Source organism: Sulfurisphaera ohwakuensis (genome assembly GCF_009729055.1).
GTDB lineage: Archaea > Thermoproteota > Thermoprotei_A > Sulfolobales > Sulfolobaceae > Sulfurisphaera > Sulfurisphaera ohwakuensis.
On the sequence record NZ_CP045484.1, the window covers coordinates 2,470,159 to 2,489,726 of the forward strand.

The 19,568-nt window shown below is 33.8% G+C and carries 15 protein-coding genes and 2 pseudogenes; 11 read left to right on the forward strand and 6 right to left on the reverse strand.

Annotation, left to right across the window (positions count from 1 at the left end):
* Window positions 1-90: 90 nt before the first annotated feature.
* Window positions 91-468: a nucleotidyltransferase domain-containing protein gene (locus tag D1869_RS13585; RefSeq protein WP_156015601.1), complete on the reverse strand. Its 378-nt coding sequence runs from the start codon at window positions 466-468 to the stop codon at window positions 91-93.
* Window positions 423-842 (reverse strand): HEPN domain-containing protein, encoded by a 420-nt coding sequence (locus tag D1869_RS13590; protein ID WP_156015602.1) that lies wholly within the window; start codon window positions 840-842, stop codon window positions 423-425. The genes D1869_RS13585 and D1869_RS13590 overlap by 46 nt, the downstream gene beginning before the upstream one ends.
* A 228-nt stretch (window positions 843-1,070) precedes the next feature.
* On the opposite strand from D1869_RS13590, the pseudogene D1869_RS13595 reads away from it, so the two are divergent.
* Window positions 1,071-1,989, forward strand: a pseudogene (locus D1869_RS13595) (ISH3 family transposase); the annotation flags it as partial.
* A gap of 212 nt (window positions 1,990-2,201) precedes the next feature.
* On the forward strand, window positions 2,202-3,434 hold the full coding sequence (locus tag D1869_RS13600) for an RNA-guided endonuclease InsQ/TnpB family protein (protein ID WP_156015603.1): 1,233 nt from the start codon (window positions 2,202-2,204) through the stop codon (window positions 3,432-3,434).
* Window positions 3,435-3,725: 291 nt separating this feature from the next.
* Here the strand turns inward: D1869_RS13600 and D1869_RS13605 are convergent, their stop codons facing one another.
* A complete protein-coding gene (locus tag D1869_RS13605) occupies window positions 3,726-4,301 on the reverse strand; it encodes a DedA family protein (protein ID WP_156015604.1) in 576 nt (191 codons plus the stop codon).
* 329 nt (window positions 4,302-4,630) lie between these two features.
* On the opposite strand from D1869_RS13605, the gene D1869_RS13610 reads away from it, so the two are divergent.
* A complete protein-coding gene (locus D1869_RS13610; protein ID WP_156015605.1) occupies window positions 4,631-5,287 on the forward strand; it encodes a DUF3834 domain-containing protein in 657 nt (218 codons plus the stop codon).
* Entirely contained in the window at window positions 5,265-5,948 is a 684-nt protein-coding gene (locus D1869_RS13615) for a creatininase family protein (protein ID WP_156015606.1), read from the forward strand. The genes D1869_RS13610 and D1869_RS13615 overlap by 23 nt, the downstream gene beginning before the upstream one ends.
* Here the strand turns inward: D1869_RS13615 and D1869_RS13620 are convergent.
* Window positions 5,934-6,140, reverse strand: a complete 207-nt coding sequence (locus D1869_RS13620) for a winged helix-turn-helix domain-containing protein (RefSeq protein ID WP_156015607.1) — start codon at window positions 6,138-6,140, stop codon at window positions 5,934-5,936. The two genes, D1869_RS13615 and D1869_RS13620, sit on opposite strands and share 15 nt — an antisense overlap.
* An 83-nt stretch (window positions 6,141-6,223) precedes the next feature.
* Here D1869_RS13620 and D1869_RS13625 point away from each other — a divergent pair, with 83 nt between their 5' ends.
* From D1869_RS13625 to D1869_RS13635, 3 genes are all read left to right on the forward strand, one after another.
* Window positions 6,224-6,784, forward strand: a complete 561-nt coding sequence (locus tag D1869_RS13625; protein ID WP_156015608.1) for a cysteine hydrolase family protein — start codon at window positions 6,224-6,226, stop codon at window positions 6,782-6,784.
* Window positions 6,785-6,882: 98 nt separating this feature from the next.
* On the forward strand, window positions 6,883-7,587 hold the full coding sequence (locus D1869_RS13630) for an ABC transporter ATP-binding protein (RefSeq protein WP_156015609.1): 705 nt from the start codon (window positions 6,883-6,885) through the stop codon (window positions 7,585-7,587).
* Window positions 7,584-8,915, forward strand: coding sequence for a hypothetical protein (locus D1869_RS13635; RefSeq protein WP_156015610.1), 1,332 nt, complete (start codon window positions 7,584-7,586; stop codon window positions 8,913-8,915). Before D1869_RS13630 ends, D1869_RS13635 begins: the two co-directional genes overlap by 4 nt.
* A 498-nt stretch (window positions 8,916-9,413) precedes the next feature.
* Here the strand turns inward: D1869_RS13635 and D1869_RS13640 are convergent, their stop codons facing one another.
* Window positions 9,414-10,193 (reverse strand): dienelactone hydrolase family protein, encoded by a 780-nt coding sequence (locus D1869_RS13640; protein WP_156015611.1) that lies wholly within the window; start codon window positions 10,191-10,193, stop codon window positions 9,414-9,416.
* Window positions 10,194-10,795: 602 nt separating this feature from the next.
* On the opposite strand from D1869_RS13640, the pseudogene D1869_RS13645 reads away from it, so the two are divergent.
* Window positions 10,796-11,824: pseudogene (locus D1869_RS13645) on the forward strand (transposase).
* A gap of 256 nt (window positions 11,825-12,080) precedes the next feature.
* Here D1869_RS13645 and malA read toward each other — a convergent pair.
* Window positions 12,081-14,006 carry an alpha-glucosidase MalA gene (gene malA, locus D1869_RS13650; protein ID WP_156015612.1) on the reverse strand — a complete coding sequence of 642 codons (1,926 nt, stop codon included), beginning with the start codon at window positions 14,004-14,006 and terminating at the stop codon, window positions 12,081-12,083.
* 12 nt (window positions 14,007-14,018) lie between these two features.
* On the opposite strand from malA, the gene D1869_RS13655 reads away from it, so the two are divergent.
* Genes D1869_RS13655 through D1869_RS13665 form a run of 3 tightly spaced genes read left to right on the forward strand, consistent with a single transcriptional unit; the run spans window position 14,019 to window position 19,566 of the window.
* Window positions 14,019-15,959, forward strand: a complete 1,941-nt coding sequence (locus D1869_RS13655; protein WP_156015613.1) for a GH116 family glycosyl hydrolase — start codon at window positions 14,019-14,021, stop codon at window positions 15,957-15,959.
* Window positions 15,956-17,059 (forward strand): hypothetical protein, encoded by a 1,104-nt coding sequence (locus tag D1869_RS13660; RefSeq protein WP_156015614.1) that lies wholly within the window; start codon window positions 15,956-15,958, stop codon window positions 17,057-17,059. The genes D1869_RS13655 and D1869_RS13660 overlap by 4 nt, the downstream gene beginning before the upstream one ends.
* The gene (locus D1869_RS13665) at window positions 17,056-19,566 is read left to right on the forward strand and encodes a GH116 family glycosyl hydrolase (protein WP_156015615.1); all 2,511 of its coding nucleotides are present in this window, start codon (window positions 17,056-17,058) and stop codon (window positions 19,564-19,566) included. Before D1869_RS13660 ends, D1869_RS13665 begins: the two co-directional genes overlap by 4 nt.
* Window positions 19,567-19,568 lie beyond the last annotated feature (2 nt).

The window sequence follows — 19,568 nt, forward strand, 5'->3', positions numbered from 1 at the left end:
TTGTAGATATAAAATTTCATTTGGTAGTTTTTTTACATTTAAGTAAATATTTAAAAACTTAATATTAAATGTTTCCCCATTTATAGTATTCTATGAAGGGTTAACACATCGTATTGTATTGGCGTACTTTTTACATATATTAAGATCATCTCTTAACACAATTCCTTTATTTTTAACATCCCAAATTATTGGCTTATTTTTCTTAATCGCCTTATCAAACTCGTTCTCAGTCAGAGGGATAACCTCAAAGCCGGGAGGAAAATCTAATCTTAGTAATCTCTCTAGTGGATTTCCTTGAAAATCTCCTATTAATAGCACATCTATATCACTCCATGCATTAAAATCACCCCTGGCATAAGAGCCTATCAAAAACACGGTATATTTACCTTTCAGAGAGTTAGCATAAGTCCTAACTATTTCTATTACCTTTCTTCTCTCTCTTTCTCTTTTTGAGATAACATCCTCCAAAGTTCCTCTACGTATTTTATTATTTCTTCAGCATATTTTATAGCTTCTTCAGCCTCCTTCTTGGTATAATAGTATGCTGGTGTTTCCTCTTCCCATACATCTGGATATCTGGTTGGAACATATAATTTATCTAAATACTTGGCCTTATCAATGAGATCTTGAGAAGCGTTCAGTAAATTTAATAAACTTGATATCGTATGTCCAGTTTTAGGTTGTCCAATACCATAAAAATAAGCTTTAACAGCAAACTCAGCAGCTTGTTGCGATTTAAAGCAAGCCCAATTATAGAACCCACCGCTAAGATCATGCTTAGCACTTTCTAAGGTAAGCTTAGCTGATTTAAACCATCTATCAAATTCGTTGTAGTCTAACACGATATTGAAATGGGATTATACATTAAATTATTTTTTATAAAGTTTAGGGGTTCAAAGGGGGCGAAAAACCTCGCCTTTTACGGTACTCCCAAAATCATTTTACAAAAATAATTCTGATTGAACAATATTAAATTTGTTGAACATAACCAAGTTTATAACAACATCAAGAATTCAACAAATTGGGAAAAAAGGTTTAAAGCGAGGGAATCGGTATTACCATAAGGGCTCATGGTAATGCCAATTCCCTCATTAAACACTCAACAAATAGGGTATAAATTAATTTCCATGAGTAACTTCCAAGGGAGAAAGGGAGAGGAAGTTACAAAAACCTTGATCTCAGCATCATTACACAAAGATTCAGTGGAAAACGTTTCCAGAGCTTACAACGTATCACCACAAACGGTGAGGAATTACGTTGAAGAACAAGGGTTACAAGTAGCGGAAAAAACACTGGAACAAGTGAAACAAATCTCACTCGAAACACTTAAGGGCGTGAAGGAGATAGAACTATCAATAGATTGGACAACAATAACTTGGTACGGAAAACCTGTAGAAGGTTTGGGAAGCTCAGAAAAGGGATACTCGTGGAACTACGCAACAGCTACAACGAAATACGAAGGAAAAATCCTCATACTTGCTTTCATACCGCAAGTTAATGGGATGACAAAGGATGAGATTGTCAAGGTCTTGATTGAACAAGTGGTTGCAATGGGATTTAGGATTAAACTGATAACACTTGATGCAGGATTTTACACGGTTGAGGTGATAAAATTCATATCCCAGTTCAACTACATTATTGGAGTTCCCGTTGGTGATGTCAAGATCTACGAGGAGTTTGATGGTGAATATATTACGAATAGTAAGAGGCGTAGTAAGGATGAGCAGGTTAAGTTTAGGCTGATCGTGTATCGCAGGGAGAAGATCAAGAGGAAAAAGAAGAAGGTTGTTTACTTCGCTAGGGCTACAAATCTCGATTTACCCAAGAATAAGGTCTTGGAGTTATATAACAAGGTGAGGAATCCGATAGAAACGTCTTATAGGAGTGTTAAATCGTTCCTCCCCTTTACGTGTTCAACAAAGTTCATTTTCCGCATGTTAATCTTCTTACTTGCCGTGCTCGTTTACTCCTTGTACACGATCCTCAAGGATAACGTGAAAATGAGGACTTTCAAATCACTAATTTCAAAAATTATTGAAAATATATCTGAGGCAGAGATTTATTTAAATAAATCAGAGGAAACGCTTACTAATACTACAGGTTTATTTTTAAGGAGGTGATTTTGGGAGTACCGTTTAAGGCGGGGATGGATAGCCCCCTTTGTAGAAATATTTTTTAATCCACTCTCGAACATTTTATTAATGCCCAACGTAGGGTTCCGCTTTCGTGCATATGCTGACGATCAAACAATTAGGGGGTTAAAAGCCCAGTTGAGGTTAGCATGTGAGATGTACAACACCCTACGCTGGGCAGATATCTATTTCTACCAAAGGGACGGAAAGGGTCTTACACAAACGGAGTTAAGACAGCTCGCTCTAGATCTAAGAAAGCAAGATAAGGAGTACCAACAACTCTACTCACAAGTAGTACAGCAAATTGCCGATCGTTATTACGATGCTAGGGATAGGTTCTTCAAAGGTCTAGCACACTTTCCTAAGGAGAAGAAACCCCATAAGTACTACTCTCTTGTTTACCCACAAAGTGGATGGAAAATACTTGAGAGCAGGGAAATAAGGACTAAGAGTAGGAAGAATAAGAAGAAGCTGGTGTTATTGAGGTTATCAAATCTCGGCGTGTTTAAGGTCATTGTTCATAGGGACTTCCCGCTTGACAAAGTAAAGAGGGTGGTAGTTAAGCTAACACGTTCAGAGAGAGTATATGTCTCCTTCATGGTTGAAGGTGTTGGATTCTCTCAACTCCCAAAGACTGGTAAGGTAGTTGCAATAGATGTTGGGGTAGAGAAACTCTTAACCACGAGTGATGGGTTCTATTTCCCTAACTTGAGACCTTATGAGAGGGCACTTGAGAAGATAAGGAAACTCCACAAGGTTCTCTCGAGGAAAGAGTTCTTGTCGAAAAATTGGTTTAAAGCAAAAGTGAAGTTAGCTAGGGGTTATGAACACTTGAAGAACTTGAGACAAGACCTCTATATGAAGTTGGGTAAGTGGTTCGCACAACATTATGACGTTGTAGTAATGGAGGATATAGATGTTAAACAACTGGTGGAGGAGTCAGAAAGGAAGTTGAGGATGAGGTTACACGATGTTGCATTCCATGAGTTGAAGAGAATACTAGAATATCAGTTGGAAAAATATGGAAAGAAACTGTTGTTAATAAATCCAGCATATACTTCAAAGATGTGTGCCAAATGCGGGTACGTAAAGAAAGAGTTAACTTTGACTGACCGTGTGTTCAGCTGTCCTAAGTGTGGTTGGGTTACTGATCGTGACTATAATGCTTCCTTAAACATATTGAAGAGATCGGGGTGGGAGCCATCCTTAGTGCCTGTGGAGCTCTACCCTCTACCCGTAGCGAAAAGCTACGGGCAAGGTGGGGCTATGAAGCAGGAAGCTCCGCCCTTCAGGGCGGGGTAGCTCACCTCTGTATAACTAGTGATAATCATATTAAGAGAGTGAAAAAGCTAATATATGATCTAAGACACAGAAGAAATCAACAAACGGTTAAAGGAAAAGCTTGATCCTTAATAAAAGCAAAAAATACATCGCTATCTGAGATTCATTTTTATGTAGGGAAAGATTAAATACTTGTGATAATTTAAGGGTATAACATAAAATCAATTATTTATTTATACAATTATTCTAATTCTATGAGAATATTACAATTCGTAAAAGAAACCTGACTCACCATAGTTTCTTCTTTTCCCTTTATTTTTTAGCAAATTTTATTATAACATAAATCACTATGAGAATAATTGTTATCCCTATAGCATAAACTCCGAATTTTTCAGCTAAACTTATCACATAATTGATTTCGTTCGCGTAATGATAACCTAATATTGATAAAGAAATATCCCATATTAAATGACCTAAGAGTGTAAATGCAAAAAATCTTAGCATACTCATTTTTGCTATTCCAGCGGGATAAGAGATTAAGGCCCTAAGCTCTGGGACAAATCTGAACCCAAAAACTGCAAAGTCGCCGTATTTTATAAACCAACTATGTAAAGCATCAATTCTTTTCTCGTTAATTAGTAAGTACTTACCATATTTCTTAAGGAAAGGAAATCCTAAGAAAAACCCAATATAGTACGCTATAATTGATCCTATTAGACTACCTACAGTACCAGAAATTACTCCCATGTATAATGATATGCTCCCTTCATAGGAATAATATCCAACTAAAGGCATTATTACTTCGCTGGGAATTGGTAAACCAATTCCTTCTCCAATCATCAAACCCAGGAGAAGAAGATAACCGCTTAAACCTTGAAATACGTACATCGTAAAACAGTTTATTTACGCTCTTAAATATTTTTTCCCAGTATATGGATTATTGAATCTTTCAATAATGCTATGCTTTCTGATAAGTTAAAAGACAAGCTATTTTCTGACACAAGGAAGATGTGTTATTTAATTTAAGAAGCATTATGTGCAATACTTCTAAGAGACCTAGCTTTTGCAACTATGCCTTTAAACTGTAACCAGCTATAGGCCTACCAATTTTCCTAGATCAAGCTTTAATTTAAAAGCAAACGTTAATAATCAACAAAACATTAGCTGAAAACTACTGATAACAAAAGAATTATAACTTAATCAGCAAAGTTGTATTTGTGATAATTTCTACAGTTCCTGGACCAGTAGCATATCCATTAATTGCCTCAACAATGAAGAGGCACGATTTTGAAATTAAATTTGAAAAAGTCCCTAATGCTAATGTGTATCTAGATGCAATACCTCTTCTTGGAAAAATTGATTATGTTCTATTATCTAAGCTTCTAATTATAACTCCTAAAATTGGTAAAAAGATTGCGGTATGGAAAAAGGGAAGTGCTAATGACATTTTTTTACAACTTCTGATAAAACTTTATAATATTTCTCCCCAGCTTGTTTATACAGATAATCCGCTTGAAGTACACAAATTATACCAGAACGGTGAAGTAGACTCTGCGCTAGTAACTGTGGGTGTTACCACTGAAGGAATAGTTATAGAAGATCTATTTAAGAGTAAAGGAGTTACATTACCTGGAATTTGTGGTGCTAAAGGTGAAAATGAAGATTTTTCCTCAATCTATAAAGAGGGTATTGATCTATTTAAAGAAAATCCAGAGGAAGTATCAGAATATATTGCAGATAATTTACCAGTATCTAGGCCTTCAAGTTTTATAGAGAGCATATTTAAAAATGCTGAATACAAGGTGGAAAGAGTAAACTTCAACTTTGATGAACTAAAAAATGGGGTACTCCATGATACTTCTTCACTCTACTAAAGACGATATTTACGGAAAAATACCATTAATACCAATTGGAAGTATTGAGCAACACGGACCTCATTTACCTATGGGGACTGATTCTATAATCGTTGAGGAAATAGCAAGGAGAATAGAAAAAATGTTAAGTGATAAGATCCTTCTTTTTCCCACAATATATTATACTTGTTCAATAGAACACGGTGATTTTCCATACTTTGGGGTTTCTTATATTACAATGATTTCATATTTAACGGAATTAATTAATCAACTGGCAAGGTATTTTGATAAGGCAATAATATTAAACGGTCATGGAGGAAATGAATCATTGCTTGATATCGTGAAAAGAAGTATCAATTTTCAAAACAGACACTTTAAACTTTACATATATTCGATCGTTGGAAAAGGGTTAGAGTATTTTAAAATACGCGATTTGCATGCTGGAACAGTAGAGTCTTCTATAATTAAATACATAAATCCCAGATTAGTTAGAGAGGGAAAATTAAAGGATGTTGATTATACAGTCAAGGACGGAGTGTTCAACACAATAACTACATCTGATGCAAATCCTCATGGTATAATAAACCTAGATGGTGATGTTAAGATAGATGAAAGACTTGGCGAGGAGTTCATAAATCGCGTTATAAATGATTTGTACTCTTTTATTTTATCTTTGAAGTAACTTTTTTCCAGCTTCTGTAAGTGCATATCTTCCTTTCTCTTTTTTAATAAGTCCTTCTTTAATCAAATAGTTAAGTTCTCTTTTTAAAGCGTCAGTAGAAATATTAAGCTGATCCTTTATATCTTTAAAGAGCACTGGTCTATTATAAGAATTGATTATACTAAGAATCTTTTCTTTTAATTCACTCAGCATAAGAGTAAATACTATAAAAGACTTATAAATAATGTTTACTCCCGAATAGTTAAGTTTTTTAACTATCTCTCCGTTATAACCTTATGGCCTGGTTCAACCTTGAAGAGCTAAAAAAGTATATAAGAAGAGATAATTCAGTTCTAGTTGTTTGGGATGTACAAGAAGCATTAGTAAATAGTATTTTCAATAAAGAAGAATTCTTAGAGAAACTAAAGGAATTAATTTCTGCGGCTAGACAGTACAACGTTCCTATAGTTTACACGAAAATTACTCCTTATCCAGAAAGGTTCCAAAATCCAGCATTTAGGAGAAACTTTAATCCTGGTGATATAGTTAAAGAAGTTTATCCCCAACCGGGTGATGTAGTACTTAACAAGAACACACCTAGTATATTTGTTGGTACAAACTTTGAATTAATGTTAAGGAATGTAGGAATTACAACAATTGTATTTACGGGTATTGCTACTGATATTGGTGTTGAAACATCTGCTAGACATGCACAAGCTTTAGGTTTCTTACCGGTAATTGCTAAAGAAGCCGTATCTTCAGCTGATAAGGCAGCTCATGAAAGGTCACTGGCTAATCTTCAAAAACTAATGTTAGTATTAAATAACAAGGAAATCATAGAAAGATGGTCAGCTTAAATTTGAAGGTTAAGAAACTCTTCTTTCTCTTCTTATTTTAAAGAATTAAAGCATAGTCGTGTGAAAGAGTTTTTAATCTTTCCACTAATTCATTTTTAATGGATTGCATAGAAGTAAGGAATGTTATAAAGAGGTTCAATGGAATTTCCGCTCTTGACGGTATTTCATTCTCAGTCCCATGTAATGGGAAATACGCTTTATTAGGTCCTAATGGTGCTGGTAAATCAACTACTTTAAAGATTCTTTCTGGTCTCTTAAGACCAGATGCCGGGGAAGTTTATATAAAGGGTATGAGTCCTACTTCTGTAGAAGTAAAAAGGATTCTAGGTTATTTACCAGAGGATGCAATGCCTTACAGAAATTTGACGGTAATGGAAAACCTTGAATATTTTGCATCTTTAAGAGATTTACCTAGGGAGAGGGCTAAAGAGATGATATACCTTTTAGGGTTGGAAGATTATATGTACGTAGAAGCCGGAAAATTATCTAGAGGAAATCTGCAAAAACTTTCCTTAGCATTAGTCCTTCTTCATAATCCAGAAGTTATCTTACTTGATGAGCCATTGAATTATTTAGATATTCCTACGCAAGAAAGAGTAATAAATATCTTAAAGTCACTGAATGGTACACTTCTAGTCTCAACGCACATAATGTCGATAGCAACAAGACTAACTGATCATGTTATAATAATTAATCACGGTAAAGTCATTTGGACGGGATCTATAGATGAACTTAGGAGTTTAGGAAGAGAAGATGAACCAATTGAAAGCATAGTAGCAAAAATTATGAGTGGTATACTATGAAGATATTTAAGATTGCATGGTTAAAGATTAGGTCAACCTACTCTCTTCCACTACTAATACTTTCCCTAATAATTCTAGCCTTTTACATTTACATTGGAATAATTGAATCTGAATTAGCTTATACTTCTGGTCATGTCTCATTAATCTTACCCCTTAAAACTGCAGTAATAGAATTACTTTCAATTTACTTGTTTTCATATTCCGTTTTACCTACAAATAGAATAGTTTCAAAATCTGACCAAGATTTCCTTTTTATGATACCTGTTGACGAAAAAGAGCTAGCAATAGGAATTATTTGTTCTTACTTGATAATCAATATGCTACTAGTTGGAATTTTAATTATATTTACAGCCCCTATCTTAGGTTTTGGATCATTTGTGCTATTTCTTTTGTTCTCTATATTACTCTCTTTTATTCCTATATTATCTCTGCGACTAAAGACTTTATATAGAGTTTTGTTCACACTATTGTTGCTAATATGGTTCATTTCAGCTTACTTTAACTTTCCATATTCACCATTGTCAATGTTAGATAACTACACCTCCTCATATTTTATACTTTTAGGACTTACCTTAGCAATAGCTTTTCTTTCTCTAAATAAACTTAACATATACGATCTAGTTAAAGTAAATTATCAGTCTAGTAGGACAATAAAAAATCCAATTATCTTCTCTCCATCTTCATCTCCATTTCTTACAATGCTTAAGAAAAACATAAACTTAATCGAACTAGGAGGAAGACTAAGCCAAATAGCGGGTGGACAGTATTTAATAGCAAGGATAAAAATCTACTATGTTCTGATACCAATGATAGTAATAGCAGTGCTGGCTTATCTCTTTCCACAGCTTTCGTTCTTAATCCTTGTAGTTGAGTTCATATTATTATTAAATTATGCACAGGCATCATTTATTAATGAACCACTCTGGTTAGATTTATCAATTATGCCACCGTCAAAATTTGCAAGAAACTATTTACTAAGTAAAACTCTCACCTTATATATTCTCTTTATCCCATTAATAATTTCTGAATTCATGTCTGGTAATATAAGTTTTGCTATAGCATCGTTAGAGTTTCCTCTCACCTTTATATATATCTCCTCTATACTTGCGAGATTTTACCCAGTTCCGCAGTCTGGTGTACAGATTCTAAATGTGAGAAGAATGATCTTTACGCTTATAGGAACAATTCCTGTTTTAGTGATCTTATTTCTAAGCTTACTTTTCCCACTCTTTACTTTTGTGATTATAGTCGTCTTAGTCTCATACTTCTTCCTAAATAAGAGATTCTGGGAAAAGGCATTTGAAAATGCAATCTCATCACCTTACTAAGCATTTTTAAATGAAAGTTTTGAAGTACAATCATATCCTACAACTTAAATCTTTGTCCCTACTTTTCCCTATAAAATTACATAATATCTGTTTTATTCTACAATACTGTGTATACTTAGAACAATTCTAGGTTACGATTTTTTATTTTCCATGTCTACCATAACTTTTAAGATATTGCAAACTTGTTAACTTCTTTAATATTTTTATTTTATTTTTTATACCCTATTATTTTTATCAATTGTTTCTTTTATTCTAAAGTTTCATCTTTAATCTCATTTTATGGTTTAACTATATTTAAGGTCCTTTTGAACACTAATCCAATACTTAAAGATATCAGCCAGAATATAGCCCGGCTTTAAATATTATTTTACAATTAAGTATAAAATTAAAAATTATTCTTGTGTTATTGCTCTTTCTTCTCATTTTTCTCTTTTTCAAGAACCTCAAAAAGATGTACCCATGCTAAAAAGCATGGATCTACTTTTTCCTTTTTTTCACTCATTTCGATAACCTCTTTAAGAAATTCTTTACTCTTTCCCAAGCATCTTCAGCAGCCTCTTTATTATAAACTGGTCCTCTATCATTAAAGAACGCATGGTATGCCCCAGGGTAAATCTTGAGCTCTAAATCTTTCTTGTATTTTATTACTGCTGATATTAAATCCGGCAATCCAGATAGTATTGGTGGATCTTCGCCTGCATACAAACCTAGAATTGGTCCGTTAATCTTTTGTACAGCATCAATAGGTTGAGGATTTCTACCATAAAATACTATAGTCCCATCGAGCGGTACTTCAGTAGCTAACTGGAAAGCTAATCCTCCTCCCATACAGAAACCCATACTAACAATCTTCTTATAACCTTGGGAGTTTAGATATTCATAGGCCTTAATCAGATCCTTTATCATCTGTTCTTCCATTTTAGCCCTTCCAGTAACTAACAATTCAACTACTTTTTTACCATTCTCATCAAGTGAACTGATTATTTCATTATATGTACTGGGATCCGTCCTTTTTTCTGCTGGTATACTCCAGACTTTTCGCATAACATTCTGTATATTTTCTGGTGTAAGGATATTTTCATACTTGGTATATAGTTGGGGGGCAAACGCAAAATAACCTTCGTTAGCCAGTCTTCTTGAAATGTCCTTAATATTATCATTAAGCCCCCATATCTCATGAATTACAATAACAGCCAGTTTAGGATTTTCTGGGGAAGCTATAAAAGCTCTTATATTTGAGTCGTATGAATTATAAAATATTTCCTTTTCCGAAAGCATAATCATGTATGATAATAAACAAATTAAAAATTAACTACTTAAATTCAACAGTTGTAAAAAATATGTTAAAAACTAATATAGTTAATTTATATAAGAAAATCATAGATCATAATATGAGATTTTATACATCTTGGAACTAGCAGCAGAATTCCATCCATAACTGATAATTATGAGTATAAATATGGTGTTGTCATTATGGTATAAATTTATTAGATAACCTTTTCTTTATATAGAGTATGAACATCAAATTAAGGTATTATTGTATGCTAAAAATTTACAGAAATATAAATTATTCTAATAACAGCACCATGGTTATAATATTCTTTGAGTGACTCGTGGATTTTTAGTATTTAAACGATTGGGTTGCTAACTAAGTTTTGTTACTTGTTTATTTAAGCATCTGTATTAATTTTATATAAATATGAGCTAATCGTTAAGCAATATAAAAAATTATTTTTATGTATATTTATTATATTCTACTTACGTCAGTATGGGAATCTCTTTTTTCGCGTAAAAAATGAGATGAACGAAATACAAAAAAAGACTAGTAAACACTAATTTTTTGAGAAAAAGTTTGTATATTAGAGGGCGGACCTTAACACATGAAGGGGAGTAAAGACAAAGGGACGAAGCCCTACAATAGGGACTTCGTCAGGTTCGCCCTCAAACTAATCTACACCTTTCTAACTAATATACTTTTCCCCGAAGAACTCCTCAAAGCCTTACTCAAGGCAAGAGGAACTTACTTGAGTAGGCTTGGGAATGAGGGGAGAAGGGCATTAAAGCTCTTGAACAATATTGATGTTGATGATGTTAGAAGGGCATTAAGGGAGATGGGTAAGAGGGTTTTGAGGGGGGTTAGGGATAGGAGGGTTGCTATTGACCTCCATTCCGAACCACAGTATCACAAGGATAAGAGTTTGTTGAGTAGGATTAAGCCTAATAGGGGGACCTCTTGGGGTCTCGTTCAAATTGCAATTTTCCTCTTGATTAAGGGTGTTTTCCTTGATGTTTTGCCTATAACTGTGAAGAATATTGCTGAGGATTTTAAGATGCAAGTTGTTTTGGAGGAGTTGGACAAGTTTGATCTTAGGCTTGTTTATGCTGATAGGGAGTTTGCTGTTAATGAGGTTATTAAGTTTCTCTTGGATTTTGTTATTGCTGCTAGGTATCAAATGTATAGGAGGTATGTGGATAAGTTGGAGGATGTTGATATTACTTATTGTGGTGTTAGGTATACTGGTTTTCTCCTTGTTAGGCATGTTAGTGGTGCTTATCTTGTTATTTTAAGGAAGAAGGAGGGTGGGGAGGATGGTATGATTATAGCTTTTCTTGTTAGAGGTTGATGTTAGGACTGCTGTTGTTTTGGCTGAGGGGGAGGTGGGGTGTTGAGAATGCTTTTCGTTCTCTTGAGGAGTTTAGGGTTAGGACTTGTGATGTTAGGAAGGAGTTGGTTCTCGTTCTTCTTTCCTATTTTCTTTTGAATGTTTTGGTTGGTTCTTGGAGGAGGGTGAGGTTGTGGGAGTTTTCTCAAGCTATTGTTGATTTTCTAATCCTCAAGGAGATGAGGGGAGTTGTTGCACAAGGTTTTACCTCAAGTTGGGGAGTTGTTTTTCGTGAACTTCAGCTAACTCTATGTACTCCTTTTTAATCACGTGAAATTAATTCTATATTTCCTGTTTTTCTAATAAAAATATATTTAATTATACTCGATATCATAAAATATGCGTGGTTTTATTTGAATGATACTGGTTTTGTTCAATTTTGATTAATGTTATTATTTATCTCAGAAAAAAGAGATTCCCATACTGGCGTGAGTAAAAATGTTTATATAAATCAAAATAATGCAAAAAGAACGTAACTCTTAAATGAACAATGTGCCGTTGTTTACAAGCTAATTTGAGTAATAACTTTATCTACTTTAACTATTCCAAATTCACTTATAATATTTCTAACATATGTTGGTGAGTTAAACGTTATTTTCTTCTCTTTCCTTACAGCCTTACCCTTAATCTCACCATCACTAAAAGAAACTACGTCTCCGTCATCTAACTGTATTAAACTTCCTTCCCTTATGTATATCGGTAAATTGCTCTTACTATTCACCCAACCTTCGCTTATTTCTTGATTCCAGAACTCCATCCACTTACTCTTTCTTGGTAAATACACTATCCTTTTATCACTTTTCTCTATAATAGGAGCGTAAAGTATATGTTTACCAACCATGTACTCATCATCAATCCTATATGTATTTTCGTCATCTGGAAACTCATAAAATAGTGGTCTAATTATAGGATGTCCAGTTTCATGTGCTTCTAATGCTAAAGAGTATAAGTAACTTAAAAACCTATACCTAGTCTCTATCACTCTTTTTACTTTCTCTTTGTAATAATCTGGCAGAAAAGCTGGTTCTGTGTCAATTCCGTCTTTAGCCTTATGTGTTCTAAACAGGGGAAAGAACATTGCAATCTCAAAGTACTTAACCAATAATTCTAACGAGTTATCTATCTTTTCAAACCCTCTACCTTGGAAACCACCAATATCAATCCCTACATAGGCTATTCCAGAAATTGATAAGCCAAGGACCAACTGTAGTTGTAGTTTTAAGTCATCCCATGATGGCGTATTATCGCCTGTCCAAATACCGGCAAACTTTTGTATTCCAGCATAACCGCCCCTAGTGAGTATAAACACTTCTCCTTTGTTCTTAAATCCCTCATACGTTGCCATAGCCTCGTAATAGGGATAAGCATTCCTAATCAATTCATGGTACACTTTTTTGCCTTTATGATAATGGATTACATTCTTAGGAAAGGCTAACAATAATCTATCTCCACCCTCTTTATACTGTGAGAAGTCTGTTGGTTCGTTCATATCTAACCAGATGCCATCAATACCTTGGCTTAACCATTTACTAATTAACTCACTCCACCACTTCCTAGTTTCTTCTCTAAAGAAATCTGGATATACCGAATTACCGGGCCATAATTTTCCAACAAATAATTCTCCCTTATCAGTCTCACAATACTTACCTAGACCAGACAAAAATACGTCATAATTCTGGTCAGCTTTTACTGAGTGATCAACTATTGTTATTATCTTTACACCCCTTTCGTGTACTTCTTCAATAAACTTTTTCACATCTGGAAACTTTTCCTTATCCCAAGTAAATAATTTGTATGAGTCCATATAATCAATATCAAGGAAAATTCCGGTAACTTTGAATTCCTTCATTAAATCAAGTAACTTAACTATTTCATCTTGAGGAAAATACGAGAATCTGGAAATTAGATAACCGAAAGCCCACTTTGGGGGTAGATAGGGCTTGCCGGTAACATCTGTATATTTCTCAATAACCTTTTCTGGTGTTGGACCCTCAAATACGTAAATTTCGACGTCTTTATGTGGTATCGTAATTATGATTTTTGAATAGTGAGTAAAACCAACGTCTATAATGACTTTTGAAGCAGAATTTACAAAATATCCGGTAGCTTTTCCCTTGTAAATGGAGATGAAGAAGGGAATATTAGCGTATAATGGATCTTGGAATCTTTTATAAGCCCCCGCGTCTACATTATACATCACGTATCTGAACCTTTTTCTGTCAAGTTCAGTTGCTTTTTCTCCTAAACCAACTATGTGTTCCTCTAATTCTAATTTCTTTTCCACAACAACGGAATTTTCGCCTTCAATTATTTTTAATCCTACTGGTATTTTATCTACTCTTTCTCCTTGAAAGTTAAATTCTACTGGGGGGATTGGATTATTTACCTTTATTCTATAAATCCCATTTCTCTCTTCAACTTCAATCATAGGTAGAGATTTATGCTGAAAAATAAATCTTTTATTATGGATAATGGCATACCTTTAGGAGGTTTAGGTACTGGAAAGATTGAGTTCTTCCCAGATTTAACAATTGGTAATATTACTATAATGAATAATTGGGGTAAACCACTAAGAAACATTAGGGGGTTTCATATAGTCAAAGATGGGATATTTCTTCAGACAGATCCAGGTAGGAATGTTGCATCACCTCCTGAGTATAAGAAGGTTAAAGAGATAAAGGTTATGGAGAAATTCCCTTTAATAGAATATGAAATACCGGAAGTTAATGCTAAGATAACTGTTTATTCTATAATTAATAAGGATTTGAAAGAGTCTTCTTTACCAGCAGTAGTAATTAAGATTAGAGGTAATGGAGTCTTTGCAATATCTTTTCCTAATATTGTGGGTAGTAGGAGGGCTGGGAGAGTTAATTATGCACTGAAGAAGAAATTAAATGGCGTATTGTTCACTAATGAGAGGTCTTTACAATGGGATCCTGCTTATGGTAATATGTTTTTAGGTTGTATAGGTTGTAAAGTTTACGCGGGTTATTCGTTTTATGTACCATCTGAGAGGGGAATGACTGAAGATATTTCACCATTGCTTTCTCTAGGTGAAAAAGATTATTATAAGATTGAAAGTTATGCTAGGGAAGAGATTGCTGGGATTGTTTGGAAAGAAATTAATGGTGAAGATACTTTTGTTCTCTCTTGGTATTTTAATGGTAAGCCACATCATTATCCTTATGGTCACTATTACGAGAATTGGTTTACTAATTCTTATGAAGTTGCGGAATACATCTTTACTAATGATCCTAAAATTGGGCTTGAGGATGAGGATTCGTGGGTTAATGAAGCATATAGGGATGGTTTATATATTCTCACCCACAGTTGGTTTACTAAGGATGGTAGATTTGTTATCTATGAGGATCCAGAGATTTCTCTTTTGATGAATACTATAGGAGCCATGACTTGGGATTCTGCATCTTTTCCTTTGCTTGAGCTTTACCCAGATTTAGTGAAAAGGATGGATGAATACTTTGGTTTATTTATTAGAAATGGTGAGGTACCGCATGATTTAGGTGAGGAAAGTATTGAGGCTCCAATTTATGGTGCCTCTTATGGCTATCCATGGACAGATTTAGGTTCTACTTGGGTTTTGATGGTATATAGAGATTATAAGTTTACTAATGATTTAGCTTTTCTAAAGAGAAATTACGGAAAAATGAAGGAAGTTATAGATTGGTTAATTTCTTTAGATAAGGACAAGGACTGTATTCCCGATAGTAAAGGTGGGTTTGATAATTCTTATGATGGCACTTATATGTATGGTGCTTCATCATATGTAGGGTCAATGTTTCTCTGTGCCTTAAGGGCTTTTATCTCAGCTTCCAAGATTCTTGGAATGGAGTACTCAAAATATGAGGATTGTTTGAGAAGAGGTATAGTGACTTTTAATTCCCTATGGAATGGTAAGTATTTTATTGCGTGGAAGAGTAATAACAGAAAAAAGGAGAGTTGTATGAGTTCTCAAATTTTGGGTCAATTCTGGTGTGATATTTTAGGTTTAGAACCTATAATTGATGAGGATAAGATTGTTAAAGCTTTAAGGAGTATTTATGAGTTAAATGGTAAGGCATCGAAGTTCTGTCTTGTAAATTCTGTTAACCCAGATGGTAGTATTGATACTGAGACTGATCAGATGAGGAGTTGCTGGTCTAGGGTTGCTTTTGCTGTTTCTGCTCATATGATAATTAGGGGTTTAAAGAATGAAGGAATTGAGATTGCTAAGAGAGAGTGGGAGACTATAAAGAGTTTAGGGAAATGGAATCAGAGTTCTAGGATTGATGGGATAACTGGTAATAAAGTTGGACTACCTTATTATATTGGTAGTGCTTCAACATGGTTTATTAAGTTTGCTTTAACTAACTTCACTAAATGAGAAAAAACTTCCTTATATCGTCATGGCTCTTCGGTTTTGGGAATAGTATTTCCTCTCCATTAGTCTCACTTTACATTTATGTTACATCATCAACATTTTATGCGTTGAAATTCATACTTTTTAATTCACTCTTTATCTTAATGTCATATTTTATAGCTGGTTATATACTTTCAATAAAAACTAAAGTGTTAAGTTTATATAAGATTGGTATATCTCTTTACATTACTTTTTATCTCCTTTTAGCTTTATTAAATGTGAATTCCTACAAACTAGTAGACTTAATTAGCGTTATCTACGGCTTTGCTCAAGGATTTTATTGGTTTGGTTGGGATGTGATCTTTTATAATACTCCAAGAAAAATGGAGTTCTTTAATAAATCTTCTTACTTAGGTTATTTAACAACTCTCCTAGCTCCAGCAATTTATGGTATAGTCCTTTCTATTTTTCATAATACCGGTTATATAATTCTTTTCATCTTATCTTCTTTAATTTTACTTACTGTAATATTACTAGTGGAAGATATTAAGGTTAACGTTAAGCTTAATTTAAAGAAATCTTTCTCTGTAATTACTAGAAATGAAAATTATAAGTATACAATGGTTGCCTTAGCATTGGTTGCTGGTTATAATTATGTTGTGGGGAATTTGAACCCAATCCTCATGTATAAGATCTTCTCTGGTAACTATACATTTTTCTCTATAACCAACTATATCTTAGGGCTTATATCTCTATTGTCTGTATATTTTATTAGAGGTAAAATAATAAATAAGGTTAGGCATAATTATGTTGTTTTATTCTCCTCTCTCCTTCTAGTTGTTGCTACTTTCTTTATACTTCTATATCCTCTAGTTTATCTTATATTCTATTCGTTCTTCTCCCCCCTAATCTACCCTATAATAGATGTCCATAACTGGAACAATATAGAGAGAAATCTTCTTTTACCTTACCTAATAAATAGGCAAATATTCCTTAATATAAGCAGAATAATGGCTAGCCTAATGGATATTTACGTAGTTAATGTTGATACTGGGATAATTATTTTAATACCTCTACTTATAACTGCTTCAGTAATATTTTATTCTTGGAGGATGAAAGTATGAAATATTCATATTATTATGCTCTGGACTCTGGAGTCGTGTTAGGTGGTATAGGTACTGGATCTATAGAAATAAGAGCTGATGGGAGATTTTACGATTGGACAATATTCAATAATGGTAGTTATGCTGAGAGACAAGAGATTAGAAGGGTTTATTATCTCACTCAAAACGATTTCTTTACCGGAATAAGATATGGAAATAAGGTGAGGATTCTCCAGGCTTATGATTATTATTTTGGTGCAAGCCCATATTATACACCATGGTTAAGACCTATAAAGAGTTTAGAATATATAGGAGAACCGCCTTTTGCCTTCTTAAACTTTAAGGATGATTTTGAAGTTAGACTTAAAGCGTTTTCACCTTTCATACCACATGACCTTAAGAATTCCTCCTTGCCAGTTGCAATATTTGAATATGAGGTTGATAAGGATTCAGATTTTATAGTAGGTATAAAAAATCCATTTGAAAGCGGTAGAATCGAGTTTAAGAGGGATACTTTAGTTTTTTCTGGTGAGGTTACCTCTAAGGATCCTAGGTATGGTGGTAATTTATGTATAAAGGTTGTTGGAAGTCCATGGCTTGCAAAGGCAGATAACTTTCCTCTATTTAAGGAGTGGAATGAATTTAGAGAAAAGGGTTATATTTCTACAAGCCAAGGTGATAAATGGGGTTTTATTGGTAATAGGAATAAGAAGTTTATTGTAATACTAGGCTGGTATTTTCCAAATCACTTAACTGCTAACGGCAAAAAGATAGGCCATTATTATGAAAACTTCTTTAATAACTGTCTTGATGTCGTAAATTATGCTGAGGAAAATCTTATCTATCTAGAAAAAATGACTAACGAGTTTCATGATGCTCTTTATAATACTCGAGGAGTTGAGGATTGGATAGCTGATTTGGTTGGATCTCAGTTAACAACTCTTATTAAATCTACATGGTTGTCGAAAGATGGTAATTTCTATATCTGGGAAGGATATTATCAGACCTCAGATGAAAGAAAAGTTGGTGAGCATCCATATACTGATGGGCCAGTTAATACTGCGTTAAATACCATCGATGTTTCCACGTACTTTATTTATACTCTTACAGTATTATATCCACAATTAGCAAAGAATTTGCTTTTAACCTCTTCTAGGAGTGCATTAAGTTACGATAACCCTCTATATATTTTTTACTCATTAGCAATGCCAGAGAATAGATCAAAATATGTAGAGAGAGTGATTAAAGATCCCTCTATTCCCTCTTCTATCGAAAAGCTTTTGCAAACTGTAAAAGAGATAGCTAAGGAAACTGGAAAAGATCCCAAGGGAAGAATTGCTCATTATATATATAGAGATTTAAAATTTGATGAATATGGTAGGAACGATTTAAATCCAGAATTTGTACTAATGTGGGGTTTAGTTTCTAAATATACTGGCGATATTGAATTTATGAAATCCTTATATCCTGTAGCAAAAGAGGCTATGGAAAGTGTTTTAAGGACTCACTTTTATGAAGGCTTAATTTATAGTAGATTACCTAGTGGTTTTGAGTGGAATAGGCAAGTGTTTTCTTATTTTAAGGACGTTAATATTTATGATAATCTCTTCTTAGTTGTCTCTTTATTAGGTATCGATTCTTTTCACATGAGTGTTAACACTTTCGATGATTGGACCACAGTTGGTATTAACTCTTTTGTTTCTCTTCTAGGTATTTCAGCTTTGAAAATACTAAACGAGTTGGGAGGAGATAAATATAATGTTGAAAACGCTCTCTCACTTTATGAGTCTATGCTTTGGAATGGCGAATATTTTGACCTATGGTACGATCCAATATCTGGATATAGGGATAAAACTTGTCAGGCCTCACAACTATTAGGTGAATTTTATTTAAACCTATTAGGTTATTCTCTTCTAGATAAAGAGAAGACAAGGAAAACTCTACTATCTATTGTCAAATACAATTTGAAAGAAGAGGAAGGAGTGATTAATGGTGCTTATCCAGATGGTTATAGGCCTTTAATGAGGGAATATGAAAATCCATTAAAGATTAAAGAAGCTAGTATTCATCAAGATACTCCTTGGAGTGGTGTTGAGTTTTACTTAGCCTCTCACTTAATTTATGAGAAAATGATTGATGAGGCTAAGAAAGTGTTAAAGGAAGTTTATGATAGATATTCTATCGCTGGCAACTTCTGGAATCATTGGGAGTGGGGTTCACATTATTCAAGACCTCTATCCTCATGGCTAATAATTCCAGCATATTTAGGACTTATTTATGATGGTATTAATAGAGTCCTTACTTTAGATCCTGCAATCGAGGAATTGTCGTGGATAATTGTTTTGCCAGACTTTTGGGGAAGAATTAATGTAAACAAGGGAAAGGCAGAGATTAAGATTATTGAGGGTAAAGCTGTTTTAAAGAAGATTGATATTAAGGGTAAGAAGATTATAAGAATAGTCGCTGATGGGAAAGTTGTTGATGGGGATATTATTGCTGAGAAGGAGATAATTGTTGAATATGAATAAAT